The sequence below is a fragment of the Microlunatus ginsengisoli genome (assembly GCF_039537205.1).
GTDB classification, from domain to species: domain Bacteria; phylum Actinomycetota; class Actinomycetes; order Propionibacteriales; family Propionibacteriaceae; genus Microlunatus; species Microlunatus ginsengisoli.
This window is the reverse complement of sequence record NZ_BAABAB010000028.1, coordinates 1-15,206: the sequence shown is the minus strand read 5'-3', so window position 1 is coordinate 15,206 and position 15,206 is coordinate 1. Positions and strand designations below refer to the sequence as shown.

Annotated in this window: 13 protein-coding genes; 7 read left to right on the top strand and 6 right to left on the bottom strand. The window is 71.4% G+C overall.

What is annotated here, in order from left to right:
* Positions 1-33: 33 nt before the first annotated feature.
* The 3 genes from ABD747_RS18545 to ABD747_RS18535 all read right to left on the bottom strand — a co-directional run bounded on the left by ABD747_RS18545 (position 34) and on the right by ABD747_RS18535 (position 3,736).
* Positions 34-2,028 carry a penicillin-binding transpeptidase domain-containing protein gene (locus tag ABD747_RS18545; protein ID WP_344807338.1) on the bottom strand — a complete coding sequence of 665 codons (1,995 nt, stop codon included), beginning with the start codon at positions 2,026-2,028 and terminating at the stop codon, positions 34-36.
* Positions 2,029-2,103: 75 nt separating this feature from the next.
* Positions 2,104-2,964 carry a GNAT family N-acetyltransferase gene (locus tag ABD747_RS18540; protein ID WP_344807336.1) on the bottom strand — a complete coding sequence of 287 codons (861 nt, stop codon included), beginning with the start codon at positions 2,962-2,964 and terminating at the stop codon, positions 2,104-2,106.
* A gap of 4 nt (positions 2,965-2,968) precedes the next feature.
* Positions 2,969-3,736 carry a trans-aconitate 2-methyltransferase gene (locus ABD747_RS18535; protein WP_344807334.1) on the bottom strand — a complete coding sequence of 256 codons (768 nt, stop codon included), beginning with the start codon at positions 3,734-3,736 and terminating at the stop codon, positions 2,969-2,971.
* A gap of 70 nt (positions 3,737-3,806) precedes the next feature.
* Here ABD747_RS18535 and ABD747_RS18530 point away from each other — a divergent pair, with 70 nt between their 5' ends.
* The 3 genes from ABD747_RS18530 to ABD747_RS18520 all read left to right on the top strand — a co-directional run bounded on the left by ABD747_RS18530 (position 3,807) and on the right by ABD747_RS18520 (position 6,958).
* A complete protein-coding gene (locus ABD747_RS18530; RefSeq protein ID WP_344807332.1) occupies positions 3,807-4,532 on the top strand; it encodes a dienelactone hydrolase family protein in 726 nt (241 codons plus the stop codon).
* Between the two features lie 106 nt (positions 4,533-4,638).
* Entirely contained in the window at positions 4,639-5,592 is a 954-nt protein-coding gene (locus tag ABD747_RS18525) for a MurR/RpiR family transcriptional regulator (RefSeq protein ID WP_344807330.1), read from the top strand.
* Between the two features lie 145 nt (positions 5,593-5,737).
* Positions 5,738-6,958 carry a multidrug effflux MFS transporter gene (locus ABD747_RS18520; protein ID WP_344807328.1) on the top strand — a complete coding sequence of 407 codons (1,221 nt, stop codon included), beginning with the start codon at positions 5,738-5,740 and terminating at the stop codon, positions 6,956-6,958.
* Positions 6,959-6,998: 40 nt separating this feature from the next.
* Here the strand turns inward: ABD747_RS18520 and ABD747_RS18515 are convergent, their stop codons facing one another.
* The gene (locus ABD747_RS18515) at positions 6,999-7,472 is read right to left on the bottom strand and encodes an HNH endonuclease (protein WP_344807326.1); all 474 of its coding nucleotides are present in this window, start codon (positions 7,470-7,472) and stop codon (positions 6,999-7,001) included.
* A gap of 319 nt (positions 7,473-7,791) precedes the next feature.
* Between ABD747_RS18515 and ABD747_RS18510 the strand changes: the two genes are divergently transcribed.
* The gene (locus tag ABD747_RS18510) at positions 7,792-8,157 is read left to right on the top strand and encodes a hypothetical protein (protein ID WP_344807324.1); all 366 of its coding nucleotides are present in this window, start codon (positions 7,792-7,794) and stop codon (positions 8,155-8,157) included.
* A 30-nt stretch (positions 8,158-8,187) separates the two neighbouring features.
* On the opposite strand, the gene ABD747_RS18505 is transcribed toward ABD747_RS18510, so the two are convergent.
* Positions 8,188-8,697 carry an ASCH domain-containing protein gene (locus ABD747_RS18505; RefSeq protein WP_344807322.1) on the bottom strand — a complete coding sequence of 170 codons (510 nt, stop codon included), beginning with the start codon at positions 8,695-8,697 and terminating at the stop codon, positions 8,188-8,190.
* Between the two features lie 73 nt (positions 8,698-8,770).
* On the opposite strand from ABD747_RS18505, the gene ABD747_RS18500 reads away from it, so the two are divergent.
* The 3 genes from ABD747_RS18500 to ABD747_RS18490 all read left to right on the top strand — a co-directional run bounded on the left by ABD747_RS18500 (position 8,771) and on the right by ABD747_RS18490 (position 14,704).
* On the top strand, positions 8,771-9,451 hold the full coding sequence (locus tag ABD747_RS18500) for a hypothetical protein (RefSeq protein WP_344807319.1): 681 nt from the start codon (positions 8,771-8,773) through the stop codon (positions 9,449-9,451).
* A 3-nt stretch (positions 9,452-9,454) separates the two neighbouring features.
* Positions 9,455-11,014, top strand: a complete 1,560-nt coding sequence (locus ABD747_RS18495) for a DNA polymerase Y family protein (RefSeq protein WP_344807318.1) — start codon at positions 9,455-9,457, stop codon at positions 11,012-11,014.
* A gap of 228 nt (positions 11,015-11,242) precedes the next feature.
* The gene (locus tag ABD747_RS18490) at positions 11,243-14,704 is read left to right on the top strand and encodes an error-prone DNA polymerase (RefSeq protein WP_344807316.1); all 3,462 of its coding nucleotides are present in this window, start codon (positions 11,243-11,245) and stop codon (positions 14,702-14,704) included.
* Between the two features lie 68 nt (positions 14,705-14,772).
* On the opposite strand, the gene ABD747_RS18485 is transcribed toward ABD747_RS18490, so the two are convergent.
* Complete coding sequence (locus ABD747_RS18485; protein WP_344807314.1) at positions 14,773-15,177, bottom strand: hypothetical protein; 405 nt, start codon at positions 15,175-15,177, stop codon at positions 14,773-14,775.
* Positions 15,178-15,206 lie beyond the last annotated feature (29 nt).

Genomic DNA, 15,206 nt, shown 5'->3' with positions numbered 1-15,206 from the left:
GCCTGCCGGATCCCGACCCGGGGCGGGACGCTCTCAGCTCGCCGACGTGAGGAACCGCTGCAGCAGCGGGCCGGCCGTGTGCGATCCGCTGGCGCCGTCGGCCACGAAGACCGCGACGGCCAGGTCGCCCCGCGCCGCGATCATCCAGGCGTGGGTCTGCGGCGGCTGCTTGGTCCCGTACTCCGCAGTGCCGGTCTTCGCGATGGCGGCGGGCCCGTCCAGCGACTCGAGCAGGTGACCGCTGCCGTCGGTGACCACCGAGCGCATCATCGAGCGCAACTGGCCGGCCTCGTTCGCGGTGAGCGGCTCGGCGGCGGACTTGGGGGTGACGCCCTCGACCAGGTGCGGGACGACGGTCTTGCCTGCTTCCACCGAGCCGGCGACGCAGGCCATGGCCAGCGGCGAGGCCTGCACCTTGCCCTGGCCGATCATCGAGGCGGCGTGCCCCGTGCCGCCGTCCTCGGCGGGCACCGAGCCGAAGTACGCGGGGAAGCCCACGTCGTAGTCGACCCCGAGCCCGAGCGACCCGGCTGCCGACGCCAGGTCGGTGTCGCTGACCTTGCCGGCCTGAGAGATGAAGGCGGTGTTGCAGGACTGCGCCAGCGCGGTTCGCAGGTCGATCTGGCCGAGGCTATCGCTGGGGTAGTCGTCATAGTTCTTGAACGACCGCCCGTCCACCTCGATCCGGGCCGGGCAACTGAGCTTGGAGCCGGGATTCAGGCCCGCCCGAAGCAACGCGAGGCTGGTCGCGACCTTGAACGTCGACCCGGGGGCGTACTGACCGACGGTGGAGATCGACTGGCCGGCACTGCCCGGGCCGCTCGCGACGGCGAGGACCGCTCCGGTCGACGGACGGATCGCCACCAACGCGCTCGCCGGCTTGGTGCCGGCCAGCACCTGCTCGGCCAGCTTCTGCAGCCCGATGTTCATCGTGATGGTGAGGTCTCGGCCGGCGACGGCGCGAGCCTCGAACAGGGTCTGGGCCGGCCGCGGCGACGGGCTGGCCGAGGAAGCGGAGCCGCGTTCCCCCGCGGCGTCCGACGACGATCCGGACGGCTCCGCGGACGCAGCGGCCGTCTTGGCCGCGGCCAGCTCGACCACGACCCCGGGTGTGCCGCGGAGCCGACCGTCGTAGCGGCGCTGGAGACCGGACAGCCCCACCTGATCACCGGCGACCACGGCACCACTGGAGTCGTCGACGATCTCCTTGGTGGCCTGGCCGACCGTGCCGAGGACGGGGCGGGCGAACGTCGCGGTCGGTGCGAGCATCTGCTCGTCCTCGACCGGCAGCGCGCCCGGGATCTGCGCGACCACGCGGTTCGCGGGGCGCCGGGAGTCCGTGGCCCGGAAGACGATCGCCTCGACGAAGGCCTCCGGTCCGGCGGCCTCGACCGCGGCCGCGTACTTCTTCGGATCGACGCCGACCAAGGTGGCGAGTCGTCGAGCCGACGTCGCCAGCTGCTCCGCTTTCAGCGCGCTCTTATCGAGCCCGATCCGGACCACCGACCGGTTGGTGACGATCACGTCCCCGTCCTCGCCGAGGATCTCGCCGCGCTCGGGATAGAGCCGATGCTGGCGCAGCCGGTTGCTGCCGTCCAGGCCGGGCTGGACGATGGCCGGTGTCCAGCGAGTCTTCCACCGGCCGCCCTCCCGGGCGAGGTCCGCGGTGGTGTCGTAGACCCAGGTCATCGGAACGCCCGGAAACTGCCAGGTGTAGCGCAACGTGGCCGTCGCGGACGCGTTCTGGGCGTTCAGCGAGGCGACCCCGACCGCCGGGTGGACCGGGCCCATGCCGGCGACGATCGCCTTGAACTCGGTGTTCACGTCCGAACTGGACGCGCTGGCGAACTCCACCGCGCCGAGATCCGCCCTCGACAACCCGTCGGCGAGCTCGGCGGCGGCACGCTCGGGACTGTCGAGACTCGGCGTCGGGGCGGGCTTGCTGCCGCCGGTGCAGCCGGCCAGGAACGTCGCCGCCACCAACGCCAGGACGACGACCACGGGCGACGGGTACGGGCGGCTGGACATTGCGACCCATCATGTCACCGGCGTTCAAACAGTCGCGGCAGCACCGCTGTCAGGACGAAAACCGCCGACCGGAGCTCAGCCGCGGAGGTCGGCGTAGTCAGGATGCTCAGCCAGGAATCGCTGGGTGTAGCTGCATCCTGGCCGCACCTGCAACCCGCGTTCGCGGATGTCGTCCAGCGCGGCTCGGGTGATCCGGGCGGCGATGCCGCAGCGGCGCCAGCTCGGGGTCGTGCCGGTATGGGTGATGAACAGCGCCCGGCCCTGGGGCAGGTAGTTGATCTCGGCGACCTGCTCGGCTCCGAACGTGGCGACGTAGCGGTTCTCGGCGTCGAGCCGGGCCACGTCCAGCGGCAGATCGTCGACCAGCCGGTGCTTCGCCGCCGGCCACTCGGCGGCGAGCATCGCATAGCTCACGGTGTCCCGCCAGCTGCCGTCGCGCCGGATCCGGTGATGGCGCAGCACGCCCTCGCGGGTGGCGCCGAGCCGCTCGATCGCCGCCTGGGATCGGACGTTGCGGTCGTCGGTGTGCCAGACCACCCGCTCGGCGCCGAGACGCTCGAAGGCGAACCGCATCATCAGCAGTTTCGACTCGGAGTTGAGGCCGGTCCGCCAGTGCGGCCGGGCCAGCCAGGTGTGGCCGATGGCGATCGCGCGGTTCACCGGGTCGATGTCGTAGAACGACGACGTGCCGACGAATTCGCCGGTGTCGCGCAGTCGTTGGGCGTAGGGGACCCGGCCGGGGTCGGCGAGGGCGCGCTCGATCAGGGCCTCGGCCGCCGCCACCGAGGCCGGCGGGGCGACCGAGAGATGTTCGGTGACCTCTGCGGCCGCCGCGTCGTCACCGAGCGCGCGGAGGTATCCCTCCGCGTCGTCCGGGGTCAGCGCGTCCAGTTGCAGCCGCGGGCCGACCAGGATCGCCGGCGTGAACCAGTCCATCGGCTCACGGTTTCACAGCGACGGCGAAGATGCGGCGATAGGGCAGCACCGTGCCGTACGTCCGGGGCGGGTACGCCTCGTTCAGCCGCTTCTTGTACGCCGCCTCGAAGTCGTCTCGCAGGCCGTCGGGCAGGGCGCCGAGCACGGGCCGGGCCCCGGTGCTGGAGATCCAGTGGAACACCGGGTCCGGACCCGCCAGCACGTGCAGGTACGTCGTCTCCCATGCCTGCACCCGGCAGCCCAGCTCGGCGAGGTCGGCGAGGTAGACCTCGGGATCGAAGGCGGCCGGCCGCTCCAGGTCGCGGGTCCACTCGGCGTACGGTGGCCGGTCGGCCAGCTCGTGCAGCAGCCGGTGACTCGGCTGGTCGAAGTTGCCCGGGACCTGGAAGGCCAGCCAACCGCCGGGTCGTAGCGCACCGACCAGCCGGGGGAGCACCGCCCGATGGCCGGGCACCCACTGCAGGGTCGCGTTGCTGACGACCACGTCCACCGGTTCGGCGTCCTGCCAGTCCCGGATGTCGCCGAGGCTGAAGCGCAGCCGGTCGCCGGCATACTGCCCGGCGCGCCGAATCATCGCTGGTGATGCGTCGACCCCCTCGACCTCGGCATCGGGCCAGCGTCGCGCGAGCAGGGCCGTCAGATTGCCCGGTCCGCAGCCGAGATCCACCACCCGCTGCGGCGCGTCGGCGTCGATCCGAGCGGTGAGGTCGACGAACGGCCGGCTGCGCTCGTCGGCGTATCGCAGGTAGTCGGTGGGATCCCAGTCGGACATCTCGCTCCCTCGAAGTCTCTTGACATCAAGATATCTTCGGTGTCGACGAGTTGCCAAGTAGGTTTTCACCATGGATGTGGCGAGCCCGCAAACCGTCGACATCCGGAGCGCAGACGGTCCGATGCCGGCGCAGCTGTGGCATCCGCCGGCCGGCTCCGGCCCGGCGGTGGTGGTCTTCCAGGAGATCTTCGGTGTCACCGACTACATCCGTCGCCGGTGCGCCGACCTCGCCCGGCTGGGCTACGTCGTCTGCGCGCCCGAAATCTACTGGCGGCTCGGCGAGATCCGGATCGAGGACGGTCCGGACGCCATGACCGAAGCCATGGCGGCTCTGCGACGGCTGGACTGGCCCGCGGCCGTCCGCGACGGTGTCGCAGCGCTCGAGCACGTCCGCGGGTTGATCGAGGTGACCGGGCCGGTGGCCCTGCTCGGCTTCTGCTTCGGCGGCGGGCTCGCGTTCAACGTGGCCGCCGACGACGCTCCCGACGCGCTGGTCAGCTACTACGGATCCGCGCTGCCGACCCTGCTGGATCGGGCACCGGACGTGACGGCCCCGAGCCTGCACCACTTCGGTCTGGCGGACAGCTTCATCCCGGCCGAGGTCGTCGACCAGATCCGGGACGCGGTGACGCGATCGGCCCAGGCACGATTCGAGACCTACGACGGCGCCGGCCACGCCTTCGACAATCCGAATCCGATGTTCCATCACCCGGCGGCGTCCGCTGCTGCTTGGGGAGTGACGACGCGGTTCCTTGCCGAAATCCTTGGCGCGCCGAGTCCGGATGCGGGATGGTGAGAGCGCCGGTGGACAAGGCTGCCCACTGAGTAGGCTGCCGCGCGAGCGCGGGGACGTAAGCGAGATAGCCACCAGCGATGGCTGACACTTGGGGAGAGGTGGCTACGTGAGCACGACGATCAACGGTGGGCCCACCGAGGCGTCCCTGACGCCTCAGCATCGGCCGGCGGTCTCGGTGCTGGTGCGAGTTCGCGGCGCGATGCCGAACCTGCGGCCGGCGGAGCAGCGCGTCGCCGAGGCGGTGCTCGCCGACCCGGCCGGAGTCTCCGAGAGCTCGATCACGACGGTGGCCCGACGGTGCCAGACGTCGGAGACGACGGTGCTGAGATTCTGCCGGGCGATCGGGCTGGGTGGCTATCCGGAGCTGCGGATCGCGCTCGCCCGTGCCGCGCAGTGGGAGGAGTCCGACCACAGCGCCGGCGCTCCGGTCACCGGTCAGATCTCCGCGACGGACTCGCTCGGCGACATCGTCGCCAAGATCACCCATGCCGACGCGCGGGCGATCGAGGAGACCGCGGCGGCCGTCGATCTGGAGGCCCTTCAACAGGCTGTCGACGCGCTGGTCGGGGCCGGCCGGGTCGACATCTACGGCATCGGCGCGAGCGCGCTGGTCGGGGCCGATCTGCATCAGAAGCTGCACCGGATCGGTATGGTCTCCTTCGCCTGGAGCGATCCGCATCTGGCGCTGACCGCCGCCGCCGTGCTGCGCCCGGGCGACGTCGCCGTCGGCATCTCGCACACCGGAACGACGATCGACACCGTCGATGCGTTGCGGGTTGCCCGGGCGCGCGGCGCGACGACGATCGCGATCACGAACTTCGAGGGCGCGCCGATGGTTGCCGAGGCGGACCTGACGCTGCTGACCGCGGCGCGGGAGACCACCTTCCGCAGCGGTGCGATGTCCAGCCGGATCGCCCAGCTGGCCCTGATCGACTGCCTCTTCGCCGGGGTGGCCCAGCACTCGTACGAACAGGCGATCGCCGCGCTCGAGGACACCTATGCGGTGGTCCGCAGCCGGCACAGCAGCCCACGCCGGCACGCGCACGAGACCGATCACTGAGCCGACCGCGCCGCACGGCGCGACTGAGCGGACTGCGGCGCGCGGCGCGGCTCAGCCGACTGCGGCGCACAGCGCGACGGTCGCCGGCGGCTCGCGGGTCGATCGTCGGCGATGGGGCCGATAGCCCGCCGATACAGTGACGCGCATGAGCGCCCCGACCTACCACCGGGGCCGCCTGATCGTCGTGCTCGGTCTGCTGTCCATGTTCGGGCCACTCTCGCTCGACCTGTACCTGCCCGCCCTGCCTCAGCTGAGCGCGGACCTCGGCACCGGCGCGTCCGGCGCCCAGCTGACCATCACCGCCTGCCTGGTGGGCCTGGCCGTCGGCCAGCTCGTCGCCGGCCCGCTCTCGGATCGGTACGGCCGGCGCCGGCCGCTGATCGTCGGGCTGGCGTGTTTTCTGGTCAGTTCGCTCGCGTGCGCGGTCGCGCCCAGCATCGAGCTGCTGGTGCTGTTGCGGTTGCTGCAGGGACTCGCCGGCGCCGCCGGGCTGGTGATCTCGCGAGCGGTCGCTCGCGACCTGTTCGAGGGCCGCGAGCTGGTCGTCTTCTTCACCCGGCTGATGCTGATCAACGGCTTCGCGCCGGTGCTCGCGCCGGTGCTGGGCGGGCAGCTTGCCCGGGTGATGAGCTGGCGCGGGATGTTCGTGGTGCTGGCCGGATTCGGCCTGGTGCTGCTGCTCGCTGGCGCGTTCGGCGTGCCGGAGACGCTGCCGGCGCAGCGGCGGACGACCGGTGGGCTGACCCACACGCTGCGCGGTTTCGCGGTGCTGATCCGCGACCGGCTCTTCGTCGGCTCGGCTGCTGCCGCCGGCCTCGCGTTCGCTTCCATGTTCGCCTACATCGCCGGGGCGACGTTCGTGCTGCAGGAGATCTACGGGCTGAGCCCGCAGCAGTTCTCCTACGTCTTCGGCGTCAACTCCGTGGGCATCGTGGCGATGGGCCAGGTCGGCGGACGGCTGGTCCACCGGCTGTCGACCGCGACCGTGCTGAGCATCGGTCTCGGACTGAACCTGCTCGGCGCGACCGGACTCGCCGTCAGCGTCATCGCCGGTGCCGGCCTGTCGGTGCTGCTGGTTTCGCTGTTCGTCATGGTCAGCGCGGTCGGGCTGGTCTTCCCGACCGCGACCGCGCTGGCCATGACGGACTACCCGGAGCGGGCGGGCGCCGCCTCGTCGCTGCTGGGGCTGTGCCAGTTCTCTGCCGGCGCGGTCGCGGCCCCGCTGGTCGGGATCGCCGGTCAGTCCAGCGCGGTGCCGCTCGGGGTCGTCGCCTTGTCGGCGAGCGCCCTGGGTGCACTGGTGTTCGTCCTCGTCGTGGTGCCCGTGCTGCGTGCCCGGACCCGGGCCGGGCACGTTCGGACCTGACCCGGCCCACCGGCTGGGAACTGCGGGCGACCGGCCGCCGTCAGCTCCGCAGGATGCGGGCGCCAGGAGCGGCGGCGGCCTGGATCTGCTTCCAGGTCGGCACCCGGGGTCGGGTGCGCAGCACCATCCCGGCCTCCTCCGGGGTCCGGTTCGCCTTGCGATGGTTGCAGCGGCTGCAAGCGGCCACCGTGTTCAGCCAGGTGTTGCGGCCGCCGCGCGACTGCGGCAGCAGGTGGTCGACGGTCTGCGCCGGCCCGCCGCAGTAGCCGCAGCTGTGCCGGTCCCGGCGCAGGACTCCACGCTTGGACCAGGCGGGCGTGCGGGCATACCGGAACGCCGTCTTGACATAGCGCACCAGCCGCAGCACCACCGGCCACGGGTACGGCCCGATCATCCGGTCCGCATGTGCTTCCTCGACGATCGCGACCTCGCGGACGAGCATCCGGATGGCGTGCTGCACCGACACCGTGTGCAGCGCGGTGTTGTCGGTGTTCAAGACCACCACACCCGACATGACACACTCCCGTCGACGGACCGGGCCAGGACGGCCGATCCAGCTGTGCGCCGCGGTGGCGCTCGGCCCCCACAGGCTGCATGATCACACGCCCGTGTGTCATCCGGATTACACCACGCGGCCCGGTGGTGCGCCGACGACAACTGCTCCCTCGTCGCGCCGAGATGATCATGCCGAGCGGGCGGCCGGCCGCTCGTCGGCAACGACGGAGCGATCGTCGTCGGCGGTCGGGTCGCAAGCCGCCCGCCGCCTGCGAGCCTCCGGATCGATCGCGCTACGGCGGTGTCGTCGTTGTCGGTGGTGCTGAGATGATCGGCTCATGGCCTCGGACCGGATGATCTCCCTCGGCTTCGGCAAGTACGCCCGTGCCGACCGGATCTTCGCGCTCGAACCGCTGGTCGGTGACGACCGTGGCGGCGGACGGCGGACAAAGGTGTGGGTGGAGGGCGTCGGCGATCCGATCGTCGCCTCACGGACCGAGGTCACGATCCTGCGGGACATGGGTCAAGAGAGCGCGGTCGATGCGTCGCTGGTCGACGAGGCGATCGACCTGGCCGCCCGGTTGGCGGCCGCCGTCGACGCCGGCCGGGTCGACCTGAGCGACCTCGGTCGGCGAGCGCGGCGGATCCTCGCGGCCACCACCGCTCCGGAAGGGGCAACCGAGCACACCCTGTTCGACGGTTGAGCGGAGGCGCTGACCGGCGCGCCGGCGGCGTCAGTCGGTTTTCGGCCAGACCAGCTCGAACCGTTCGAACACGCACGGCTCCGCGTCGTCGAAAGTCTCGCCGCGCGCGGCCGCGGTGCGGGTGAAGTAGCGCCGGTGCGCGTCCAGCCACCAGGACAGACTGCGGTCGCCCTCGCCCTCGTCCCAGGCGAACCGCTCGTCCACCTGGTTCATCGGCTTCACCTCGACGTCGGTGGTCCGCAGCACGCAGCGAGGCTCACCGCGGCCGTCCAGCACGATGGAGTGGATGCCGACGACGGGCAACTCCTCCTGGTCGCGCTCGTAGTCGGAGACCAGCCCGGCGGTGGCGCGCTTTGGTCCGTCCAGGACGAGCGTCAGCAGTTCGTCGGCCAGCGCCGGTGAGTCGCCGAACGCATAGACGTCGCAGCGCGAGCCGGGGTCGACCCCGGTCGCCGCACAGTAGTCGCGCCAGACGGCATCGGCGGCCGATCGATCGGGTGGCGATCGGTCGGATGGAGATGTGTCAGGGGTCTGGGGCACGATGGGCACACGCCTTCGAATTGATGAGGGTCCAGGTCTTGACTTCTTCGAACACGAGTTCGAATATAGCTCTATGACGACTGCCGCACCACCCCCCAGCATCGAGGAGTTGCGGCAGCGTGTCCAGCGGATGGAAGGGACTTCCTTCGCCCGGAAGTTGCCGGTGCTCGACGCCTTCGACGAACTGGTCCGGCTCCGCACCGGCTCGGCCTACGCGGTGGACAGCCCGAGCCTGGCGATGGCCTTGGTGGCCGGTGCGTCGCGGGCCGGGGAGTGGGTGGCCATCGTCGGTGCGCCGGAGTTCGGTTACGAGGCGGCGGCCGCGTTCGGCCTCGACCTGGCCCGGACGATCGCGGTGCCCTCGCCCGGAGAGCACTGGCAGAGCGTGACGGCCGGGCTGATCGACGTGGCCGGGATCGTCCTGCTCCGTCCACCGGCACCGGTGGCCGAGCAGCAGGCGGCCCGGCTGAGGTCGCGGCTGATCCAGAAGGACGCGGCCCTGGTGGTGTGGGGGGAGTGGCCACGCTGCCACCAGCGGCTGTCGATCAGGTCCTCGTCCTGGGTCGGTTTGGGACAGGGCCACGGTCGCTTGACCGGGCGTCAGGTCGAGGTCGCCGTCTCCGGGGCGTCGGATCCGGGCCGGACGACCTCGATCTGGCTGCCCGATCCCGACCAGCGGGTGCGACGGCTGGACGAGGTGGCCGCTCCGGTCCGGCTGGAGGACCACTCCAGGCTCGCTCAGAGGGCGGGCTGAGGCATGGCGGTGGAGCTGATGGAGCGGACCGGCGCCGACATCGGCAGTGCCCGGGTGATGGTGCTCTGGTGCCCGGACTGGCCGGTGATCGCCGCCGCGGCGGACGGCGGGCTGCCGGCGAGCGCACCGATCGCGGTGATCGGCAAGGGTGCCGTGCTGGCCTGCTCTCCGGCCGCCCGGGCCGAGGGCGTACGTCGGGGCATGCGCAAGCGCGACGCCTCCGCACACTGTCCCGAGCTGATCGTCGTCGACGACAGTCCCGAGCGGGACCTGCGCTACTTCGACCAGGTGCTGGCCGCGGTCGAGGACGTCGCCTCCGCGGCCTGTCCGATCCGCCCCGGGCTGTGTGCCACCGGGGTGCCCAGCCGGTTCTACGGCGGGGAGCGGGAGGCGGCCGCCGTGCTCGCCGAGCGGCTAGTCGGCGTCGGGGTGTGGGACTGCCGGATCGGGATCGCCGACGGCATCTTCGCCGGTGAGCAGGCCGCCCGGCGGGCCACGCCCCAGGAGTGTCTGGTGATTGCGTCGGACGCGGCACCGGCGTTCCTGGCCGAACTGCCGATCGGGGTGGTCGAGGACCCGGACATGGTCAGCCTGCTGCGCCGCTTGGGGATCCGTACGCTCGGCGACTTCGCCGCGTTGGCGCCCCGGGACGTGCTCACCCGGTTCGGGCGCGCGGGGGAGTGGTGGCACCGGCTGGCTCGCGGGATCGACGTTCGGGTGGCGTCCGGGCGCCGTCCACCGCTGGACGTGGCTGCCGGTGTGCACTTCGAGCCGCCGCTGGAGACCGTGGAGCCGATCGTGTTCTCGGCCCGGCGGACCGCCGAGCGTTGTGTCGCCGATCTGGCCCACCACGGTCTGGTCTGCACGAGTGTGACGGTCGAGGTGAGCGGCGACTTCGGCTGGACGGGTGTCCGGACCTGGGCCCACGCCCGCTGGTTCGGAGCGAGCGACCTGATCGACCGGCTCTACTGGCAGCTCCAGGCCAACCCCGCACCGGAGCCGGTGACCGGCGTCCGGTTCGTGCCCGAGACCGTCGAGTCGTTGGCGGACCAGGGCGAGGGGCTGTGGGGGAGCGCACCGGACGAACGGCTGGAGCGTGGGGTCGCGCGGTTGCAGGGGATGCTCGGGCCCGAGGCGGTCGTCGCGCCCGGCGTCCAGGGCGGCCGGTCGGCGGCTCGGCGGCAGGCGAGCAGCCCGTGGGGGGAGAAGGCGGGGGCGCCGCGCCCGGCCGGACTGCCCTGGCCTGGCAGCATTCCGCCGCCGGCGCCGGCCCGGGTCTTCGCCGAGCCCCAACCTGCCCGGGTGACCGGTCCGGACGGGTCGCCGGTCCGGATCACTCCGCGCGGCATCCTGACCGCCGAGCCCGTCCATGTCGTGCCGCAGGCAGGCCTGGGTCCGCTGCCGGTCGTCGGCTGGGCCGGCCCGTGGCCGATCGACGAGTTGTGGTGGGACGAGGCCGGTGCCCGTCACGTGGCCCGGTTCCAGTTGGTCGGCGGCGACGGCAGCGCCTGGCTGATGGTGGTCGAGGGGAGTCAGTGGTGGAGCGAGGCGCGCTATGACTGACAGCTCTCCCGCTGCTGCAGGCTCCTCCGGCATCCGGCTCGCCTCGGCTGCGATCGCTTCCCGGCCCGCCCGCCACTTCGCGGATCGGAGGTCGACTCCGCTCGTCCTGGAGGGCACGCCAAGTCCACTCAGAGCGCGCGAAGTGGGGCGGAACCGAGGTCAGCTGGGTCGGATCGTCCACGGCGCCTCGCCCGGTGAGTGCGGCGTCGTGAGACAGGTGCGGTCCTGATGGGCTGGAACAACCCGCCGATCTCCTGGTCGGAGCTGGAGCGACGGCTGTCGGGACGGGCGCCGGGCCCTCGACCGAAGCCGCCGGGAAGCCACCCGCTGGACAGGCCGACAGGTGATGGTGGAGACGCACCGGGGTGGAGCCGCAAGCGTCCGGCGTACGAGGCCATGCCGGTCCGTCGCCCGCCCGAGCCGGTGGTCGGCTACGCCGAGCTGCACGCGCACTCCGACTTCTCCTTCTTGGACGGGGCGAGCGATCCCGAGCACCTGGTCGAGGAGGCGGTCCGGCTGGGCCTGCGCGCGCTCGCCATCACCGATCACGACGGGCTGTATGCGGCGGCCCGGTTCGCCGAGGCCGCGATCGCGTACGAGCTGGACACCGTCTACGGTGCCGAGTTGTCGCTGGGACTCACCGTCCCGCAGAACGGGGTCGCCGACCCGGAGGGTTCGCACCTGCTGGTGCTGGCCCGTGGGGTCGAGGGCTATCACGCGCTGGCCCGGGCGATCACCGTCGGGCAGCTGCGGGGGGACGAGAAGGGTCGCCCGCTGTACGACCTCGACGAGCTCGCCGAACAGGCGGCGGGCCACTGGCAGATTCTCACGGGCTGCCGCAAGGGCACGGTCCGCCGGGCGCTGGTCGTCGACGGGATCGCGGCCGCGGCTGCCGAGCTGGACCGGCTGGCGTCGCTGTTCGGCGCCGACAACGTCGCGGTCGAGTTGACCGATCACGGCCTGCCGACCGACGACGAGAGCAACGACGCCCTGGCCGAGCTGGCCGCGGCGGCCGGTCTGCGCTGCGTGGCGACCGGCAACGTGCACTATGCGCGGCCGAAGGACTACCGGCTGGCCTGCGCGATGGCCGCGGTCCGGGCCCGGCGCAGTCTGGCCGAGATGGACGGGTGGCTGCCGCCGCCGACCGCGCACCTGCGGACCGGTGCGGAGATGGCCGTGAGGTTCCGGCGCTATCCGGGCGTGGTGGCGGAGTCGGTCCGGCTGGCCGATGAGCTCTCCTTCAATCTCCGGCTCGCCAAACCGAGGCTGCCCAAGCAGAAGGTGCCGCTCGGTCACACCCCGATCAGCTGGTTGCGCAAGCTCTGCCGAATCGGTGCCGATGCGCGGTATCGCGAGAACCGGGCGGTGGCGGAGGAGCGGCTGCAGCGTGAATTGGCGGTGATCGAGCAGCTGGACTTCCCCGGCTACTTCCTGATCGTCCACGACATGGTCGCGTTCGCCCGGGAGAGGGGAATCCTGTGCCAGGGCAGGGGATCGGCGGCCAACTCGGTGGTCTGCTACGTCCTCGGCGTCACCGCGGTCGATCCGATCCTGTACGGACTGCCGTTCGAGCGGTTCCTCTCCGCGGCGCGGGAGGAGGAGCCCGACATCGACGTCGACTTCGACTCCGACCGGCGCGAGGAGGTGATCCAGGAGGTCTATCGTCGCTATGGCCGGCAGAACGCCGCTCAGGTGGCGAACGTGATCAGCTATCGGCCGAAGTCGGCGATCCGGGACATGGCCAAGGCACTCGGCTACTCCACCGGTCAACAAGACGCCTGGTCCAAGCAGATCGACAGCTACGGGTCGATCCCGGCCGACGCGAGCGACGACCGTTCCGCAGACGGCGGCGGTCACGGCATCCCGACGCAGGTCGTGACCCTCGCCGATCAACTGCTCTCGGCGCCGCGGCATCTCGGCATCCACTCCGGCGGGATGGTGCTGACCGAGCGGCCGGTCGGTGAGGTCTGCCCGATCGAGCGGGGTCGGATGGACGATCGCACCGTGCTGCAGTGGGACAAGGACTCCTGCGCCTACATGGGACTGGTCAAGTTCGACTTCCTCGGCCTCGGCATCCTGGCCGCCATCCAGTACACGTTCGACCTGGTCGCGGACGCCATCGGCGAGCGCTGGACGCTGGACACCATCCCCAAGGAGGAGCAGGGCGTCTACGACATGCTCTGCCGGGCGGACTCGATCGGGGTCTTCCAGGTGGAGAGCCGGGCCCAGGTCGGCACGCTGCCCCGGCTCCAGCCGCGCAGGTTCTACGACCTGGTCGTCGAGATCGCTCTGATCCGGCCGGGTCCGATCCAGGGCGGCGCGGTGCACCCGTACATCCGCCGGGCCACCGGCCGAGAGGAGGTGACCTACCTGCACCCCAAGCTGGAGCCGGTGCTGGAGCGAACCAAGGGGGTGCCGCTGTTCCAGGAGCAACTGATGCAGATCGCCACCACCGTCGGTGGCTGCACGGGCGAGGACGCCGACCTGCTGCGGCGGGCGATGGGCTCCAAGCGCGGAGTGGAGAAGATCGAGAGGCTCAAGGCGAAGCTGTACGAGGGGATGACGGAGAACGGCATCACCGGCGCGCTGGCCGACGACATCTATCTCCGGATCGAGTCGTTCGCGAACTTCGGGTTCGCCGAGAGCCACGCGATCAGCTTCGCCCTGCTGGTGTATGCGAGCTCGTGGCTCAAGCTGCACTATCCCGGCGCCTTCCTGGCCGGGTTGCTCCGAGCCCAGCCGATGGGGTTCTACTCGCCGCAGTCACTGACCGCCGACGCACGCCGGCACGGGGTGCGGGTGCTCCGCCCCGACATCGCGGTCTCCGGGGTGGACGCGGCCCTGGAGCTCGTTGATCCCGACGCGATCGGACCGACCGGTCCCGACGTCTGTCTGGAGCGAGTGCAGCCGCCGGTCGGGCCGTACCACCGTTCCGACCCGGATCGGACCCAGGAGCATCGCCGCGACGGCAACTTCGCGGTCCGTCTCGGCTTGACCGAGGTGTCCGGCATCGGGCGGCCGATGGCGCGGCGGATCGTCGAGGAGCGGGCGATCGGGCCTTTCGCCGATCTCAACGACGTGATCCGCCGGACCGGGATCACGACGGCCCAGGCCGAGGCACTGGCCACGGCCGGCGCCTTCGACGGCTTCGGGCTCAGCCGGCGCCAGGCGTTGTGGCACGCCGGGTACACCGACAGCACCGACACGATCCCGGGCAGTGCGATCGACGCCGCGCCGCCGACCCTGCCGGGAATGAGTCCGATCGAGCTGACCATGGCCGATCTGTGGTCGACCAAGATCTCACCCGACGATCACCCGATCGGGCACGTCCGCCGGCTGCTGGACGATCACGGCATCCTGCCGGTCACCGCGCTGGGCGCCGAGCACGACGGTCGGCGGATCCGGGTCGGCGGCCTGGTCACCCACCGGCAGCGGCCGGGCACCGCGGGCGGGGTGATCTTCATCAACCTGGAGGACGAGACGGGGATGTTGAACGTGGTCTGTTCCCAGGCGCTGTGGCAGCGGTATCGCCGGGTCGGCCGGCAGTCGTCAGGTCTGCTCGTCCGCGGCGTGATCGAGCACCGTGACGGCGTCACCAACCTCGTCGCCGACCGGCTCGAGCCGCTCGCGGCCGTGCTGCCTCAGACCGCGCAGGTGCTGGCCGGCCACCGCTCCCGGGACTTCCGGTGAGCTACGTCGATCGCCGCCGGACCCGGGTCGCGATCTGGGCAGCGCTCGCGGCGGCCACCGGCCGGTGCTCAGCCGAGCAGGCCGATCACCCCGAGCACGAGAGCCGCCAGCAGGCACAGCACCCAGACCAGCCGGGCGGGGACGAAGAACAGGGTCGATGTCGGCCTGGCCCAGACCTGCTTGCCGTCCGCGTCCAGCGCCGGCAACACCTGATGGGTCTGCACCACGCCGTTCGCGTGCGTGATCGGCTCCGGAAGCGACTGGGTGTAGGTCACCGGACGCGGCTTGTCCAGCCGTGGATAGACGAGATAGGCCAGCGCCAGGTTGAAGATCCCGGCGAACAGGAAGATCACCGCACCGATCGTGGCCCCCTCCAGCTGTGCCCCGGTCAGCGCGTCGAGACCGAATGCGGTCCCCACTCCCAGTCCGATGGCCAGCAGGGAGAGGAACCCCCAGCGGGACCAGATGATCACTCGCGGAACCTTAGTGCTTGGACCCGGAC